This window comes from Sphingobium yanoikuyae, from assembly GCF_013001025.1.
GTDB lineage: Bacteria > Pseudomonadota > Alphaproteobacteria > Sphingomonadales > Sphingomonadaceae > Sphingobium > Sphingobium yanoikuyae_A.
This window is the reverse complement of record NZ_CP053022.1, coordinates 77266-91735: the sequence shown is the minus strand read 5'-3', so window position 1 is coordinate 91735 and position 14470 is coordinate 77266. Positions and strand designations below refer to the sequence as shown.

Genomic DNA, 14470 nt, shown 5'->3' with positions numbered 1-14470 from the left:
CCTCGAACAGCACGTGCCAAGTCTTGTAGGTACGCGGCATACTCTCCGCAATAGTGGCCGAGTCCAATACAATGTCGGTGCAACCATGCCCGTTTCGCGAACACATGTAGTTCGGATAACCGAACAGCCCCCGGCTGCAGGGACGGATTGCAGGTCCGCGGGACACGGGAAAGGCCCAGGATCACTCGCCCCCGTCGCCCCATTGGGTAGAGCAATGGCCCGGATTACGGAGCATCGTGCGACATGACACCGGGCCAAAACCGATTTGATCGCTGAATGCATGTCACAGGATAATTAAGCGTGAACCCTGCCGAGCCCGATTGATAATCATGGTTGCGATCGAGCATTAATCTTGCCCGGATTAACAGATGCTGTCCCTGCGGGACAAGGGCTGCCATCGCAGCCCGATTTATCAAGTAAGCAAGTAGCTCAGTACAACTGAGTAACGGAATGAAAAAAGGGAGAGTGCAGCCCGGCTCAGTGGCGCGGCTCCCCAATCTGAAAGTGATTAATGTGACATATATTCCAGAATGCGTCCCCAATGGGGGGGCGCAAACCCTTCCGTTCGTTCGCAGTTCGGTCCAGCGAGCGATGATGAGGATCGCGCGCGATATCGGCGCGCCGATCGATCTTGAACCGAGCCGACAATTGACCGGCACCGAAGGCATGTTGCTTCTCGAACAGGCCAATTTGCTGATTGCGGGCACAAATGTTTCTGGGTCAGAAACCCGTGAAAAATTGGCGCAGATGGGAGATAGCCATGGGCTAGACCTGCTGCTCCTACGTTCGGGGGCCTGGCCGCAGAGCCTGGACATTCATTTCCACAGGAGGCGCGAGTGGCTGGTAGACTATCGGTCTGCCTGGTTCGACGACAGGCTGTGGTTCATGCCGATGCTTGAGGATGGCCAGCCTGGAGTCAGGGCTTCCACCGAGGGACTTATCCTGTTTCCCTGCACCAGCCAAAAAATGCTCCCCTTTGCCGGGAGGTGGGCAGCATGACTGGCAAGAAGAGCCGTTCTGGTCCCGAGGCGCTGTCCGCCTACGTTGGGGATAGCACCGACCATCCCCATTTTCGCTACGTCCGCTATTATTGGAAGAATGACGGAATAAGGAACGGCGTTTCCGCCGCCGTTCTCGCAAAGCTGACGCCAGCAGGACATGAAGCAGCCCGACATGACCTGCTAGTACCGACAAATGCGCCGGGTGAATATGCGCAGCTTTCCTATCTTCTCGAACGTTATGATGCCACGCACCCAGCGGTCGAGAAGACGGGATATGCTCAGTTCACAATTGACTTGTCAGCCGATCGGCCCCTCCACGTGAGCTGGGAAGATATCCGGGCATGGGTCCTGAGCTATTTCGTACGCGAACTGCAACTCGCGGTGCTGATGGTGCTACATGTACCATATTGGGCTGGCTCATCGAACGACCCGCATGTCCATCTGATCGTGCCTGCCCGTAGGCTTGGAGCTAATGGCTTTGGTCTTCACGCCCGGGATGTCTGCTGCGATAACGGCTGCGCGTCGGCGCTGACGAGCTGGCATGAGTTTGAGAAAGTAGGCGCGGTATGAGGAGTAAGGACATCCGCGACAAGAAATCAGCTCACACTGGACCGACGGACCGCGCTGCGTTTTCCGAGGACAGGCGGCATAATGCTCACGCTATTGGGGAGCGCTGCCGCTTGCTGCGCGCGATCCAGCTAGTCGACATGCTACGGTGCCAGCGAGAGGGCATCGGCCCTCTGGTTGAGGCAGCGCGGCTTGCCCTGGATCATAGGGTCGCCGCCAGGGCGGCAACGATAGGCCAGCGTTTCTGGCGCTTCCTGTTGACATGTCGGCCACAGGAACTCTGGATGGCGCTTATGGTGCAGGATGATGGCTTGGGCCGCGAACTGCGATCAAATTGCCCTTTCGATGCCCTAATCGATGACAACGAAGATCAGCGACGTTCGCGATGGCGATTAGCCAGACAGCAACTGCGGGACGGCACGTCAGCACCCGATCCTGTCTGGAACCGAACCCACGAGAAGGCAATCGCAAGAGCCAAGCTGGATTGGGAGATCGAGACTGGCAGGCTCACACCGCAGGAGGCAAACAAGCGAAACTTCATTTTTGCAGCCGTTGATATGGACAAGGCACGGATCGATCTGTCAGAACATATTCCTGAACTTTAGTACCGGCTGCTACGATGGTCGGATGTCGTTCGGAATTGTCGCCTCTTTGCAAAACCATGCATAAGCAGCGAAGCGAAGGCGAGATCGCTCACGTTCTCGATGACAGAGCTAGGTCGGGGCGGTGCTGGCTGGACTGCCAAGATGCTTCAATGCACCTGGCGGTATCGGTTGAGTCCGGCGCGTGACATGGCGCCGGATTAAAGCCGAGTTGATCGCAGGTCGCGAATTACAGGACAATTAACCACAATTCCTGTGCAGTCCGGTTGATAATCATGGTTGCTGTCGAACATTCATTTTGCTCGGATGCCTGCATCTTCAACCACCGCCGGGACGAAGCCCAGCTTTTGCTGGCCAAGCGCTTGCCCGGAATGCTGTCATGCCGCCACGCGTAGAGCTGCTGCGGCAGCAGCCCATGCGTCCGCGCGATTTCCGCAATGTTGGCGCCGGGCTCAAAACTCGACGCGATGATCCGCGCCTTGGCCTCGGCCGACCAGCGGCGATGCGCCGGTCCCGCTGGAATGACATCCATGCGCGAGGGGCGCTGCCCCTTGTATCTGTGCCTGAGGTCATGAGGATGACCTGGCACCATGAGATCGGGTGGCCACCCGATCTCATGGCCGCAGTGTCGACGCCCGTTGCCCCTCAGGTCCGTTCGACCGTCGGGAGTTTGGGATCGGCCTGCTTGTTGCCCTGCGACCGAACAGTCGGATGGTTGCCAATCGCACAGACAAGGCAGGTACAAGGTGACGCACATTATGATCGGAGTCGATAGTTCGAAGGCATGGCTGGATGCGTGGACCGCGCCGGATCATCCGATACGCTGTGCCAACACGGCCGAAGGCATTGCTGATCTCGCTGATTTCGTGTGGGAACATGCCGGTGATGATGGGCTGGTCGTGCTGGAGGCGAGTGGGGGGGCGAGAAACTGGCCTTCCTCCAGCTCTGGGCGCAGGGCATCGCCTGCACCATCGTTAATCCGCGTCACGCCCGCGCCTTCGCACAGGCGATGGGGTGCCTGGAAAAGACCGACCGCATCGACGCCCGGATGCTGGCCTGGTTCGCTGATGCCCGCAAGCTCATCCCCACGCCGCCGCCCAGCGCACAACAGGCCAAGCTTGAAGCGCTCACCGCGCGGCTGCGTCATGTGACGCGCGATATCATCGTCCAGAAGCAGCGCCGATCAGCCACGACCGATCCGCTGGCCCTGGCCCAGATCGGCGAAACACTGGCTCTGTTCGCCAGACAGGCGTAAGCGCCAAAACCTCCCCACATTTTCATAGCTGCTGATCTGTCTATGTTTTGCCCCTCATCCGAGGGGTATCGTAGTGGCTGATGATGTAAGAACATTCGAAACAGGTTTCGCAAGGCAGGAGGGCCAGCGGCCCTCGCGTATGGATGTCATTCCAGCGGGACCTTCGCGTCGCCGCTGGTCGGCCGAGGCCAAGGCCCGGATCATAGCGTCGAGTTTTGAGCCCGGCGCCAACATCGCAGAAATCGCACGGGCGCATGGGCTACTGCCGCAGCAGCTTTATGCGTGGCGGCATGACAGCATTCCAGGCAAGCGCCTGGCCAGCAAAAAGCTGGGCTTCGTCCCGGCGGTGGTAGAAGATGCGGGCGGCTCCGGCCCGGCTGATGGTGGAGGCGATGAGATCGTGATCCGCACGGCAAGGCTGGCGATCCATGTGCCGCCAGGGGCGAGCGAGGATCATATCGCCCGTGTGCTTGCCGCGGTGAGCCGGTCGGGATGATCATCCCGCCAGGGCCGCTCAAGGTGATGGTGGCGACAAAGCCGGTCGACTTCAGGAAAGGGGCCGTCAGCCTGGCGGCGCTGGTCGAGCATGAACTCGGACTCAAGCCCTTCTCGGGGGTGGTCTTCATCTTCCGCTCCAAGCGGGCGAACAGGATCAAGCTCCTGGTCTGGGATGGCAGCGGCCTGGTGCTCGTGAGCAAAGTCTTGCAGACGGGGGCCTTCCATTGGCCAAGGGCGCAGGATGGCGTGATGCGGCTGTCGGCATCACAGGCGTCAGCCTTGTTCGAAGGGCTGCAATGGTCGAAAATGCACACGCCGCGCGCTCAGGTTCCGGTGACGACGCGATAGGTCGCAAGCCTGATTCCCCTGATCGAAATGCCATTGCGGACTGCCCGGAAACTGCCAGAAATAGGGCATGTCCGCCACGGCAGCCGACCTTCCTGACGATGTCGCCATCCTCAAGGCGATGGTCCTGGCCGGCCTCGAGCGTGAAGCTCGGATGCAGCATATCATTGACCAGATTACCCGGACGACATTCGGAAAATGGTCGGAGAAACTGAACGAAGATCAGTTGGCGCTGGGCCTCGACGATCTCGATGTCGCCCGCGCTGAACTGGAGGCTTTGGCCGAGCAGGCAGCGGCTGCCGCAGGACAAAAGAAGGAACGGGCGCGAAGGGAGCCCGGGACAGCGCGGGCGTCGCTGCCGGCACATCTGGCCCGTGTCGAGGAAGTGATCCTCCCTGACGAGACGGAATGCCCCTGCTGCGGAGGCGTGCTGCACTGCATCGACAGCGACATATCAAGCCGGCTCGATGTCATCCCTGTCCAGTATCGCGTCATCGTGACGTCCCGTCCGAAAATGGCGTGCCGGGCATGCAGTGATGGCGTGTTCCAGGCGCCTGCGCCCAAGCATGTAATGCCAGGCGGCCTGCCCACCGAGGCGCTGATCGCCGATGTTCTCGTCAAGAAATATGCCGATCACACTCCCTTCTACCGGCAGGCACAGGCACTGCGGCGCCAGGGTATCGAGATCGACAGGGGGACAATGTGTAACTGGGCAGGCAGAGCCGCCGCCTGGCTCGGCCGCCTGACCAGCCGGATGAGGGCCGACCTCCTGTCGGGCGCGAGGCTGTTCGTGGATGAGACCACCGCGAAGGTCGTGGCTCCCGGCACTGGCAAGGTGAAGACAGGATATCTCTGGGCGATCGCTCGTGATGATGGGGCGCATGGCGGCACCGATCCACCGGCTGTCGCCTACACCTACATGCCAGGTCGCGGGAAAGTCTGGGCGGAAAAGCTGCTCGGGGACTTCACCGGCATCGTCCAGTGCGACGGCTATGGCGCGTACAAGCATATCGAGGCGCCGGACCGAAGGGCCGGTCCCGGAACGCTCGCCTTCTGCTGGGCACATGTCAGGAGGGGCTACTTCGACGATGCCAAGGGCGGCAACGCACCGGTCGCCGATGAGGCCCTGCGGCGGATCGCCGGGCTCTACAAGATCGAGGCTCGTATCCGAGGCTCCAGCCCCGAACACAGACTGACGGTACGCCAGGCTGAATCCGCTCCGATCATCGCGGACATGCTGCCATGGCTCAAGGAAATGCTGCCCAAACTACCCCGCGGCTCCCATACAGCCGAGGCCATCGATTACACACTCAACCACTGGAAGGGCCTCGTCCGCTTCCTTGAGGATGGACGGATCGAGCTGGATAACAATACCGTCGAGCGCTCAATCAGGCCAATTACCCTCCAGCGGAAAAATGCCCTGTTCACAGGCAATGACCTGGGGGCTGAAAACTGGGCAACCTTCGCCAGCCTCATCGAAACATGCAAACTGGGCGGTATCAACCCGCAGGCCTACCTCGCCGATGTCCTCGCACGCATCGTCCTGTACGGCGACACAGATCCCATCGATGATCTGCTCCCCTACAACTGGGTAGATAGTCGCGCCACCGCCAGCCCCGTCATCGATCAGGCCGCCTGAGCGCTCCCCTGTGGGAGTGTTTTAGCGCTTACAGACAGGCAAAGGACATCAGCGCCATGATCGCGCAGTCCATCGCAAGCGATCCTCACTGGCGCGCCTTTGATCGCACCATCCGCTCAATCAAGGGCTTGGCCGATCGGACTACCGCTTATCTGATCGCCGATCTGCCCGAACTGGGCACCCTCTCAAACAAGGCTATCGTCAAGCTCGTCGGGCTCGCTCCCATCGCAAATGACAGCGGCGCCAGATTCGGCAAAAGGCGAACTCGCGGTGGCCGCGCCTCCATTCGAACTATCCTCTTCCTCGTCGCTGACATCGCCCGGCGCTTCGACCCAAGCCTCGCTGACTTCCGCGACAAACTCCTCGCAGCTGGCAAACCAAAGCTCGTCGTCCGCATCGCTCTCGCCCGAAAGCTCCTCGTCAGGCTCAATGCCAAAATGCGCGATACCCGACTTTCAATCCCTCTGACCTATTGACGAGACAGATAGTCGCTCCTGCCTTTCGAAACCTGTTTCGAATGTTCTTACATCATCATCCACTACGATACCCCTCGGATGAGGGGCAAAACATAGACAGATCAGCAGCTACGAAAATGTGGGGAGGTTTTGGCGTTTACGGACAATTAACCAACATTTCTGCGCAGGTTGGTTGATAATTAGGGCAGCAGTCGAGCATTCATTTTGCTCGGATGGCGATGCTGCGGCCAAAGGCGAAGAGATTTCGGGGCGCCGCTTCTCCTTTCTTCACTAAAAACTGGCAGGCCGATGATCTCGGTGCGATGGATCGCTTGCACTTCATGATAGGTGAACCTCCAAATTTCGAGAGTTCGGTCGACACACTGAGTTCGCATCCTGATTATCGGGTGTTGCGTCGACTGGTGCCAATCGAGAGCCTCTATTCCGGCCCGCCATAGCGTAAGGTCCGTATCGGAGTATCTGTGGATGTCGAAACTACCGGTCTCGACAAGATCGTCGAACTTGCGGCGCAGCGTTTTCGCTTCGATGCTCTTGGCCGTATCATTCAGGTTGGAAAACCGCGTGTTTGGCATGAGGATCCCGCCCTCCCCCCTCCCGCCTGAGATACTTCACCAAAACTTCTCAGCACGCCCCTAGACGCCCGGCGCCGCGCAACGTGGCGCGGGGCCAAAGTCGAATTGATCGACGTATGGGGATTACGGACGATTAACCAAAATCTCTACATAGGTTGGTCGATAACAGGGGCGGCAGTCCAGCATTCATTCTGCTCGGATGGCCCCCTCTCCTTCTGTACCCGACAGTCCTCCATGATGCCTAACTGTCCTGCACATCATCTACCTGGAAGCGTGTTTGACTAACCATCGCCATTTTGACATATGTGTCCGGGATAGGGGGTTCAATTTCGACGTTTTTTACGAACCGCCCTGATTCGAGACCGTAACAAGGGGACGCGCCGATGTTGTCCGGCCAGATTTTGGACACCATGATCACATCGTGCGAAAACGCCAAGAGCGTATTGCGACGAGCGGCGATCGATCCCTCTGATCGCAAGACCCTAAGCATCACCATGGGGGCGTCGGTTGCCGCGGAATTTCTCGGGCGGACCCCTGAAGCACTGGCCAAGGCGGAGGCGCGCGGTCGCCTGCCCGCGCCCAAGACCGCGAACAATGGTCGACGCTTCTATACGGTCGAGGACCTTATCGCGATCCGCGAGGCGCTCGGCATTAAGGCGGGCAAGTTGCCCGACGAACGCGCTGTCGTGGTCGCGGTCCAGAATTTCAAGGGCGGTGTCAGCAAGTCGACCACATCCAAGCATCTGGCCGACTATCTGGCTTTACGCGGCTACCGCGTTCTCGTCGTCGATTGCGATCCCCAGGCCTCGATGAGTGTCATGTTCGACGTCAATCTTGAGGAACTGGTCGAGGAGACGCACACACTTTCCAATTATCTCTCGCCCCGTATAGATGAGGCGGATTCCTTCCGAAAGACGATCAAGCCTACCGCCTGGCCCAACATCGACATCTGCCCAGCCAATCTTGGGCTGCAGGATACAGAGTGGGAGCTGACGGCCACCATCGAGGAAGGACCGCACGCCATCGCCGGAGCGTTCAGAATGCTGCGTGTCGGGTTGGAAGAGGTTCGTCATGACTATGATGTCATCATTCTTGACCCGCCGCCGGCCATGGGTTTTCTGGGCGTCAATACACTGAGCGCAGCGGACGGGCTTCTCATCCCGGTGCCGGCACGCCAGCTCGACTATCTCTCGACGATCCACTTCATGCAGACCTGTCGCGAGGCGATGAGCCTAGTGTCGAAGTTCGACAATTCCATCGATTATGGCTTCATCAGGGTAGTATGCACGATGTTCCAGCCCAATCGCACCAACGAGGCGCAGATGCTGCAGGTCATGGAGAAGACCTATGCCGGCCAGATGCTCTCGACTCCGATCCTGCTTTCGGAAGAGATCAAGAATGCCGGGATCGCGATGTCGTCCATCTACGAGATCAACAAGCCTTACGGCTCTCATCAGACCTATACGCGCTGCAGGGACAATCTCAACGCCGTGTTCAAAGAACTCGAGAAGGATATCTGCAAGCAGTGGCCCTCTCGCCTTGCCCAGCTGGGCACTGACAGGCTGACGGAGGCGGCATGAGCAGCGCGGGAGGACGCCGTCGGAGCCTTTTGGCCAGCGCGATCGACAGCCTGGATATTATGGCGCCTGTCCACGAGCAGGGCAGCGCGGCGGTCGCACCTGCCCCATCAAGCCCCGCGCCCACGCGGCAGGAGGCAGCCACGCCCTCCTTTCTCGAGCGGCGCGGCGTTGCGTTTGACGAGATCGCGCGGACCGTTAAGCGGCCCACTATCCGCATTCGGCCGGACGAATGTACCGTGTGGCCGGGTAATGCGCGCGACTATGCGAGCCTGAGCCATGAGCGCTGCGCCTCGCTCATTGACTCCATCAAAGAGGAGAATGGCAATCGGGAACCGGTTGTCATCCGCCGGACGCAGGATGGCGAAAAGCCCTATGAGCTGATTGTAGGAACAAGGCGCCATTTCTCGGTCGCCTGGCTTCGCGCCAATAATCATGCCCAGATCGATCTCATCGCACGCATTGAGACTCTGGATGATGAAGGCGCGTTCCGCCTTGCCGACATCGAGAATCGCGAGCGTGAGGACGTGTCCGACGTCGAGCGGGCTCGCAATTACCAGCATGCGGTCGGCGCTTATTATGGTGGCGTGCGGGCGCATATGGCCGAGCGGCTCGCCATCGGTAAGCAGAACCTGCACAACCTGCTACAATTGGCCGAGCTTCCACAGGAGGTAGTGGACGCATTTGCAACCCTGTCCGATCTCAAGGTTCGTCATGGCATGAAATTGTCGCCGCTCCTCAAGCAGCCGACTTTGCGCGATGCGATCATGGCGGAAGCCAAGATCATCAGCGCGGAGCAAAACCGGCGTCGACGAGCGGGCGAGCCGATGATCGATGGCCCCCAGGTTCTTCAGCGCCTGGCTGCCGCTAATGCACGCCCTGCGACCAAGGCAGCCCCTCGCCATCGCTCCAGCCTTTCGACCAGCAAGGGCGAGGAGTTTGGTCAGATCGTAGCGGACAGTCGGATCAAGGGCATGACGCTGACGATCAATCCTCGGGGCAAGCTTGATATCGACGAGATCCTCGAGGCGCTGCGCCCGGTGATCGAAGGCGCCAAATTCACATCGCGATAGGATTTTGTCGTCTTAATTCAGATACTTATCTAAGAGTAAAACATGTTTTACTCTGATGGAGTTCAAGAACGCACATGGCTTCACGGAAGGATGCCCGGGACGATATCCAGGTTGATCTGTTTCTACCGCAGCTCACCACCCTCCCCATGCGCGATCAGCGCGAGACCATGGAGAGGCCCTTCTTCTCGCTTTCAAAGCGCAAGCGTCTCAAGCCGATCGACTATGTCAGTCCCGATCGCAAGGTAACGGTCCATGTGAGTGCCAACTCCGAATATGGGCTGGCGACAATCTATGATCTCGACATCCTCATCTACTGCGCCTCTGTGCTGATCGAGCATAAGAGGCGTGGGGCAAATGACATTCCCCAGACGCTTCATATCGTCCCCTATGACATGCTCACGACGCTCAAGCGCGATGCAGGGGGACGATCCTATGAGCTGCTTGGCAATGCGCTTGATCGGCTCCAGTCGACCACCGTCAAGACCAACATCCGTTCAGGCGATGCCGTGGAGACGACCTTTTCCTGGATCGACAGCTATAGCCAGCTCAAGGATCGCAATGGCCAGGTCCGTGGTATGCGCATCACGCTTGCCAAATGGTTCTATGACGGCGTCCTGATGGAGGGTGGGGTTCTTGCAATCGATCCGGCCTATTTCTCGTTGACCGGCGGCCGCGAACGCTGGCTCTATCGCGTCGCACGCAAGCATGCCGGTGGCGCAGGCCCCGATGGTTTCTCGATCAGCATGCCCACGCTGTTCGAGAAGTCGGGTGCGGAGGGCGACTATCGCCGCTTCAAATTCGAAATGGCGAAAATCGTCAGGGAAAATGCACTGCCGGGCTATGCCCTCGACCTTGTCCACAGGGAAGGCACCGAGCCAATGATCCGCATGGCGCGGCGGGAGCTCGATACCACGCCCCCCGCCCTTTCCTCTTACGAGCCCGGCGCTGCACCCGCACGGGCGACAAAGGGTAGAGAGGCTGCAGACGCCAGGGAAGCACCAGTGCGCTTTCCTGAACAGGGTTCCATCGGCTATGGCGCGTTCGGAGCGATCGCACGCGCCAACCTGCCCTCGCCCCAGCGCGACCATCTGGTTGTTGCAGATGATTTCCGCGCCTTCCTGCGGGCCCGCGATATCGCCTTTGACGCCAAGAACATTACCAGCATCTTTGCCTCCTTCTGCGCGAAGCAGCGTCCCGCAAGCTGAGCCTTGTCGGCATCAGGATCGTTTTTGCCTGCGCCCAGGCGATCGGGAGCGGTCCGTTCCTGAAATACCGCCTTGAGGGGACGGGTAATGCCCCTCCCCTCTCCTGCCGATCGCGATTGCAACTTCATTACTTAGAGCCTGCTGCGGCACTCATTCTTGCCCTTCATCTGATGTCCGCTGCATGAGTGGCCGATCGGCATTGACGGCAATCGGGCGTGCATGAGCACGCCGGATCGCATCGCCGGCCCCAGCGGGTATCAAGGGCGTCGCTTGACCTGTCGTGGCGGCAAGCGCCCGCCCCTGCCCCATGCGCTGGTTCTTGGAAGCCACCGGTTCGCCGGCCCACCGCCAAGCCCCCCAACTCGAAGCTTCCCGCTCTGTTATGATCGTGCCGATCTGTCGGTCTCGCGCGACGCTGATCAGCCAGAACATGCGAAGGCGGTATTTCAGGAACGGCCTCTGCACGAGCCCGACAGCCGGTCCGCACACGATGGCCAACCATGTACCGATCGCTGCGAAAGCTGGAAGATCGTCGCGAGACATCTGTGTTTCAGCCTCGTGCGCCTTGCAGCGCCACATCGATAGCGGGAGCCTGAATAGCACAGGTCGGGCGAAGATGCCCAGGACTGGGCAGCGCCCCTGGCGACGCATCCAGTCCTACAGGTAGCGGCTCATAAGGGCGAACAAAGGCAAGATCTCTGCGGGAACACCCCTTGGGAGGGGAGGGGGCCTTGTCCCGGACAGGACGAGGCTGCGGCACAGCGAGCCGGCATCGGCTGATCCTGAAATCCCGTTCATGGCAGATGGCGCACATGCCCTCGTCACTCCATCCGTTCCCGAAGTTCCGTAGCGATGGGGGCGCAAATATGGCTCAAGCCCGCTCCGTGCCCGGTTGGATACCAGCAAGAAGCGGCCAGATGGCCATTTTCCAGCCGAATGCCATGTTCCTCAAATACCGTGCCTGCCAGGCAGCGGCGCTATGTCGGTCGCGCTTGCCGATGGGCCCGCGCCGATGCTCTCAGCTCAATTTTCGTCGCGATCGGACAGGTGATACGCATACGAAAGCCCCGATTTTCCGGTGACTTACTGGCAAGTAAAACATGTTTTACTCTCTATCGCCCGCCGCTCCTACTGGCATACGGCACGGGATATCAGGAACGGCCAACGGGACTTTAGGAACGCATCTACGGGGTATCAGGAACACCAGTTGCGGGACTTCAGGAACAGGTCAGCGGGACTTCAGGAACGGCGCTTCTGATGCGAATCGCGCGGACTCCGCGATTCGCCCAGCCTGTTGGGCAGCCCTAACTTCTTATGGATTCTTCTAAACCTGATAAGACGCGCCTTGCGGCGCTTTCCTTCCTGGTTGAAATTTAGCCGGAGACTGGGTCTCTCGGAAGACCCTGGATTGCTCGATTGCACGTAGAGCTTCAACGATAGCCTGCTGATGGCGCAGGGAGGGAAGGGTGCGCCGGACAATGGGCCAGAAGTCCGAACACCACTCGCGCGGACATTACGGCCCATCCATCTGCCCCGACCCGCATAGTCATAATCTGGACGCAGCACCTGCCAAGTTCGAGGGCCTTCAACAGGGCAGGGGACGCATCACCGCACCCGCTCATTGGCGGCATATGCCGGCCAGGGCTAACGATCTCGACAAACATCTTGAGGCTCGCCAAGTCCAAGCCCAAGCCCAAGCCCAAGCCCAAGCCAGAGATGGGAGGGCCTCTTGTGTCAGTCCCAGGCCGGGAATTGGACTGACAACCGACAAGGGCCACTACCAATGCCGGCATGACAATGCTCGGTTTCCTCATCGATATGAAAGCCTGATCAGCAAATCTTGTGCAAGGCCTGATGGGAAGGGCCTGCCAAACAAGGATTACGCGCATATCCCCTGTTTTCGCACTTGGCTGCAGAGGAGGGGAGCGATACCAATCTCGCAACCGAAGCCTCTCTTCATCATTCATGTCGCGTCCCGGTCATCACGGCAATGTCCGCTCGGCGCAGATGATCAGGTCTTTTGTCGCACGATCTATCCTCGGCAGTCGCTGGCCAGGCAGCATGCTGCGGTCACAGGCCGTCGCGGAGATCCGCTCAAGGAAGAGCGACGGGATGAAAGGGCATCCTAACCCTGCGATCGGAAACATCTGTGCATTTCGTCGAGCCCCAGTGGCTCAGAGCAAGGCCTGTCCAGGCGTCGCTCGCAATCATTCTGGCTCTGCAGTCGCGTGGCTTGCGCTTGAAACATGCAGTGCAACGCGACAGGGGCGCTGGTGAATGGACGATCTGCCGCGGCCCGATCAGAGCCCTCATTGGTTGATGCAGGCTTGATGCTGTCACTCACCAAGTATGAGAACCATCTTCAAGCGGCCAACAACGCCGACTGACCTCATGCATGCCCTATGTGCCCGCGCAATAGCTGCGTTGATGCCTCTCGAGAGGAACAAATCATGAAATCGCGCATGGTGCGTTTTAAGGGCTACTGGAGGGCCTTGGGCGCGCCGGCAGGATATGGATCATCAATGCCGCATTTTGGCTCTCAGAAGGGCTCCTGGAAGGGGTGATTTTTGGCCTCAACCTCTCCGAGAGGCTCTGCAAACATAGGTTGGGATCTTTGCTGTTCCACCAAAGTCGCGCTTTGTGGTTCGCTGAGCGGGATAGCATAGCGCCGGTAGCTGGCCTGGCCAGTCGTTTCGATCAGCAGGCCTTCGTCATGCGCGATCGACAGCAGCTTGATGGCGCCGGCGTGCGTGAGACCCGTACGCTGTGCCACGTCGCTGCTGTTGATCAGGGGGCGCTCCATTGCAAAGGCCATCAGCTCTCCAAGTTGACCGCTGCGTCGACGACGCACGAGAACATGGCGCACGCGCATGGCGAAGGCGCGCAATCGGTTCTCGAGTTCGAGATGGGCCATTGCGCCTGCCCGAATGGCGCCAAGCCAGAGATGCTCGGCCTCCTCGCCGCTCGCCGTCTTCCAGCGGCCACCATTGTGGCGCATGCCCAATGCGACAAGCCCGCCCTGCGAACCTGGCTGACGGCCCATGCTCCACCGGTCACCGATAAGAAGGCTGGCGACAACGTCGCCGCGTCCAAGAGGCGCGTGGCGCCGCCAGAGGGAAGAGAGACGGGCGGCCATGAGAAGGGGCGGGGCAGGGGGCAGTGCTGTGCTGGCTCTCGACCAGGTCTCGATGGCCTGAATCGTTTCCCATCGTGAGTCCGGTCCGGCGCCTGCGCGCTCCCCACCCAGCCAGGCGAGAAGCTGTTCGGGCTCTTCGAGCAGCGCCCTGCGGCTGATCGGTGCCCCGATCGCATCTTTGCAATGTGTAAGGTCATAGTCGCCCGATCGCAGTCGACCGCGCTTGTCGAACACAAGCGCGTCGGCAGGTATGTCGAAACTGTCGGCCCAGGCGAGGGCATGACGCTCGGTCCAGGCCATGCGTGCGCGCCATGCGCCGGCAACCGGAGATGTGGCCCATCGATCATCCAATCGCTCGAGGGCGCCATGGGCCTTTGCATAGGCAAGCATAAGATCGCTGCGATCCACGTCGGGCTGCTTTCCACGATGGCTATTTCTACAGGATGTTTAGTCCAGTTTCCTGCCATTTGGTAATCCATAATTAAAGCTAAATGTCATTTCAGTGAATGGTGAACATAGCTTGA

Annotated in this window: 15 protein-coding genes; 11 read left to right on the top strand and 4 right to left on the bottom strand. The window is 59.6% G+C overall.

Going from position 1 to position 14470, the window contains the following annotated elements; genetic code table 11:
- Positions 1–450: 450 nt before the first annotated feature.
- The 3 genes from HH800_RS25650 (at position 451) to HH800_RS25640 (ending at position 2173) form a co-directional block, all read left to right on the top strand.
- The gene (locus HH800_RS25650) at positions 451–999 is read left to right on the top strand and encodes a hypothetical protein (RefSeq protein ID WP_125989606.1); all 549 of its coding nucleotides are present in this window, start codon (positions 451–453) and stop codon (positions 997–999) included.
- Positions 996–1571, top strand: coding sequence for a hypothetical protein (locus tag HH800_RS25645; RefSeq protein ID WP_080727358.1), 576 nt, complete (start codon positions 996–998; stop codon positions 1569–1571). The genes HH800_RS25650 and HH800_RS25645 overlap by 4 nt, the downstream gene beginning before the upstream one ends.
- Before the next feature lie 110 nt (positions 1572–1681).
- Complete coding sequence (locus HH800_RS25640; RefSeq protein ID WP_164522515.1) at positions 1682–2173, top strand: hypothetical protein; 492 nt, start codon at positions 1682–1684, stop codon at positions 2171–2173.
- Between the two features lie 226 nt (positions 2174–2399).
- Here HH800_RS25640 and HH800_RS25635 read toward each other — a convergent pair whose 3' ends face one another.
- The gene (locus tag HH800_RS25635; RefSeq protein ID WP_017503617.1) at positions 2400–2702 is read right to left on the bottom strand and encodes a transposase; all 303 of its coding nucleotides are present in this window, start codon (positions 2700–2702) and stop codon (positions 2400–2402) included.
- 396 nt (positions 2703–3098) lie between these two features.
- Here HH800_RS25635 and HH800_RS25630 point away from each other — a divergent pair, with 396 nt between their 5' ends.
- The 5 genes from HH800_RS25630 to HH800_RS25610 all read left to right on the top strand — a co-directional run bounded on the left by HH800_RS25630 (position 3099) and on the right by HH800_RS25610 (position 6383).
- The gene (locus tag HH800_RS25630; protein ID WP_081600997.1) at positions 3099–3425 is read left to right on the top strand and encodes an IS110 family transposase; all 327 of its coding nucleotides are present in this window, start codon (positions 3099–3101) and stop codon (positions 3423–3425) included.
- Between the two features lie 139 nt (positions 3426–3564).
- Positions 3565–3921, top strand: a complete 357-nt coding sequence (gene tnpA / locus HH800_RS25625; RefSeq protein WP_017503619.1) for an IS66-like element accessory protein TnpA — start codon at positions 3565–3567, stop codon at positions 3919–3921.
- Positions 3918–4271, top strand: a complete 354-nt coding sequence (gene tnpB, locus HH800_RS25620) for an IS66 family insertion sequence element accessory protein TnpB (protein WP_017503620.1) — start codon at positions 3918–3920, stop codon at positions 4269–4271. The genes tnpA and tnpB overlap by 4 nt, the downstream gene beginning before the upstream one ends.
- A gap of 67 nt (positions 4272–4338) precedes the next feature.
- Positions 4339–5907 carry an IS66 family transposase gene (tnpC, locus tag HH800_RS25615; protein ID WP_017503621.1) on the top strand — a complete coding sequence of 523 codons (1569 nt, stop codon included), beginning with the start codon at positions 4339–4341 and terminating at the stop codon, positions 5905–5907.
- A gap of 56 nt (positions 5908–5963) precedes the next feature.
- Positions 5964–6383, top strand: a complete 420-nt coding sequence (locus HH800_RS25610) for an IS110 family transposase (protein WP_017503622.1) — start codon at positions 5964–5966, stop codon at positions 6381–6383.
- Between the two features lie 179 nt (positions 6384–6562).
- Here HH800_RS25610 and HH800_RS25605 read toward each other — a convergent pair whose 3' ends face one another.
- Positions 6563–6955, bottom strand: coding sequence for a hypothetical protein (locus HH800_RS25605; protein ID WP_125989602.1), 393 nt, complete (start codon positions 6953–6955; stop codon positions 6563–6565).
- A 383-nt stretch (positions 6956–7338) separates the two neighbouring features.
- Between HH800_RS25605 and HH800_RS25600 the strand changes: the two genes are divergently transcribed.
- The 3 genes from HH800_RS25600 (at position 7339) to HH800_RS25590 (ending at position 10810) form a co-directional block, all read left to right on the top strand.
- On the top strand, positions 7339–8535 hold the full coding sequence (locus tag HH800_RS25600; protein WP_037522374.1) for an AAA family ATPase: 1197 nt from the start codon (positions 7339–7341) through the stop codon (positions 8533–8535).
- Positions 8532–9605 carry a ParB/RepB/Spo0J family partition protein gene (locus HH800_RS25595; RefSeq protein WP_026109382.1) on the top strand — a complete coding sequence of 358 codons (1074 nt, stop codon included), beginning with the start codon at positions 8532–8534 and terminating at the stop codon, positions 9603–9605. Before HH800_RS25600 ends, HH800_RS25595 begins: the two co-directional genes overlap by 4 nt.
- 74 nt (positions 9606–9679) lie before the next feature.
- The gene (locus HH800_RS25590) at positions 9680–10810 is read left to right on the top strand and encodes a replication initiator protein A (RefSeq protein ID WP_017502138.1); all 1131 of its coding nucleotides are present in this window, start codon (positions 9680–9682) and stop codon (positions 10808–10810) included.
- Between the two features lie 150 nt (positions 10811–10960).
- Here HH800_RS25590 and HH800_RS25585 read toward each other — a convergent pair whose 3' ends face one another.
- Complete coding sequence (locus HH800_RS25585; RefSeq protein ID WP_017502139.1) at positions 10961–11389, bottom strand: hypothetical protein; 429 nt, start codon at positions 11387–11389, stop codon at positions 10961–10963.
- 1960 nt (positions 11390–13349) lie between these two features.
- The gene (locus HH800_RS25580; RefSeq protein ID WP_157228533.1) at positions 13350–14354 is read right to left on the bottom strand and encodes a hypothetical protein; all 1005 of its coding nucleotides are present in this window, start codon (positions 14352–14354) and stop codon (positions 13350–13352) included.
- Positions 14355–14470 lie beyond the last annotated feature (116 nt).

Coding starts and splice junctions, on each gene's coding strand:
- HH800_RS25645 (WP_080727358.1), top strand. CDS start 996: ATGACTGGCAAGAAGAGCCGTTCTGGTCCCGAGGCGCTGTCCGCCTAC.
- HH800_RS25605 (WP_125989602.1), bottom strand. CDS start 6,955: ATGCCAAACACGCGGTTTTCCAACCTGAATGATACGGCCAAGAGCATC.
- HH800_RS25650 (WP_125989606.1), top strand. CDS start 451: ATGAAAAAAGGGAGAGTGCAGCCCGGCTCAGTGGCGCGGCTCCCCAAT.
- tnpA (WP_017503619.1), top strand. CDS start 3,565: ATGGATGTCATTCCAGCGGGACCTTCGCGTCGCCGCTGGTCGGCCGAG.
- HH800_RS25590 (WP_017502138.1), top strand. CDS start 9,680: ATGGCTTCACGGAAGGATGCCCGGGACGATATCCAGGTTGATCTGTTT.
- HH800_RS25600 (WP_037522374.1), top strand. CDS start 7,339: ATGTTGTCCGGCCAGATTTTGGACACCATGATCACATCGTGCGAAAAC.
- HH800_RS25610 (WP_017503622.1), top strand. CDS start 5,964: ATGATCGCGCAGTCCATCGCAAGCGATCCTCACTGGCGCGCCTTTGAT.
- tnpC (WP_017503621.1), top strand. CDS start 4,339: ATGTCCGCCACGGCAGCCGACCTTCCTGACGATGTCGCCATCCTCAAG.
- HH800_RS25635 (WP_017503617.1), bottom strand. CDS start 2,702: ATGGATGTCATTCCAGCGGGACCGGCGCATCGCCGCTGGTCGGCCGAG.
- tnpB (WP_017503620.1), top strand. CDS start 3,918: ATGATCATCCCGCCAGGGCCGCTCAAGGTGATGGTGGCGACAAAGCCG.
- HH800_RS25595 (WP_026109382.1), top strand. CDS start 8,532: ATGAGCAGCGCGGGAGGACGCCGTCGGAGCCTTTTGGCCAGCGCGATC.
- HH800_RS25585 (WP_017502139.1), bottom strand. CDS start 11,389: ATGTGGCGCTGCAAGGCGCACGAGGCTGAAACACAGATGTCTCGCGAC.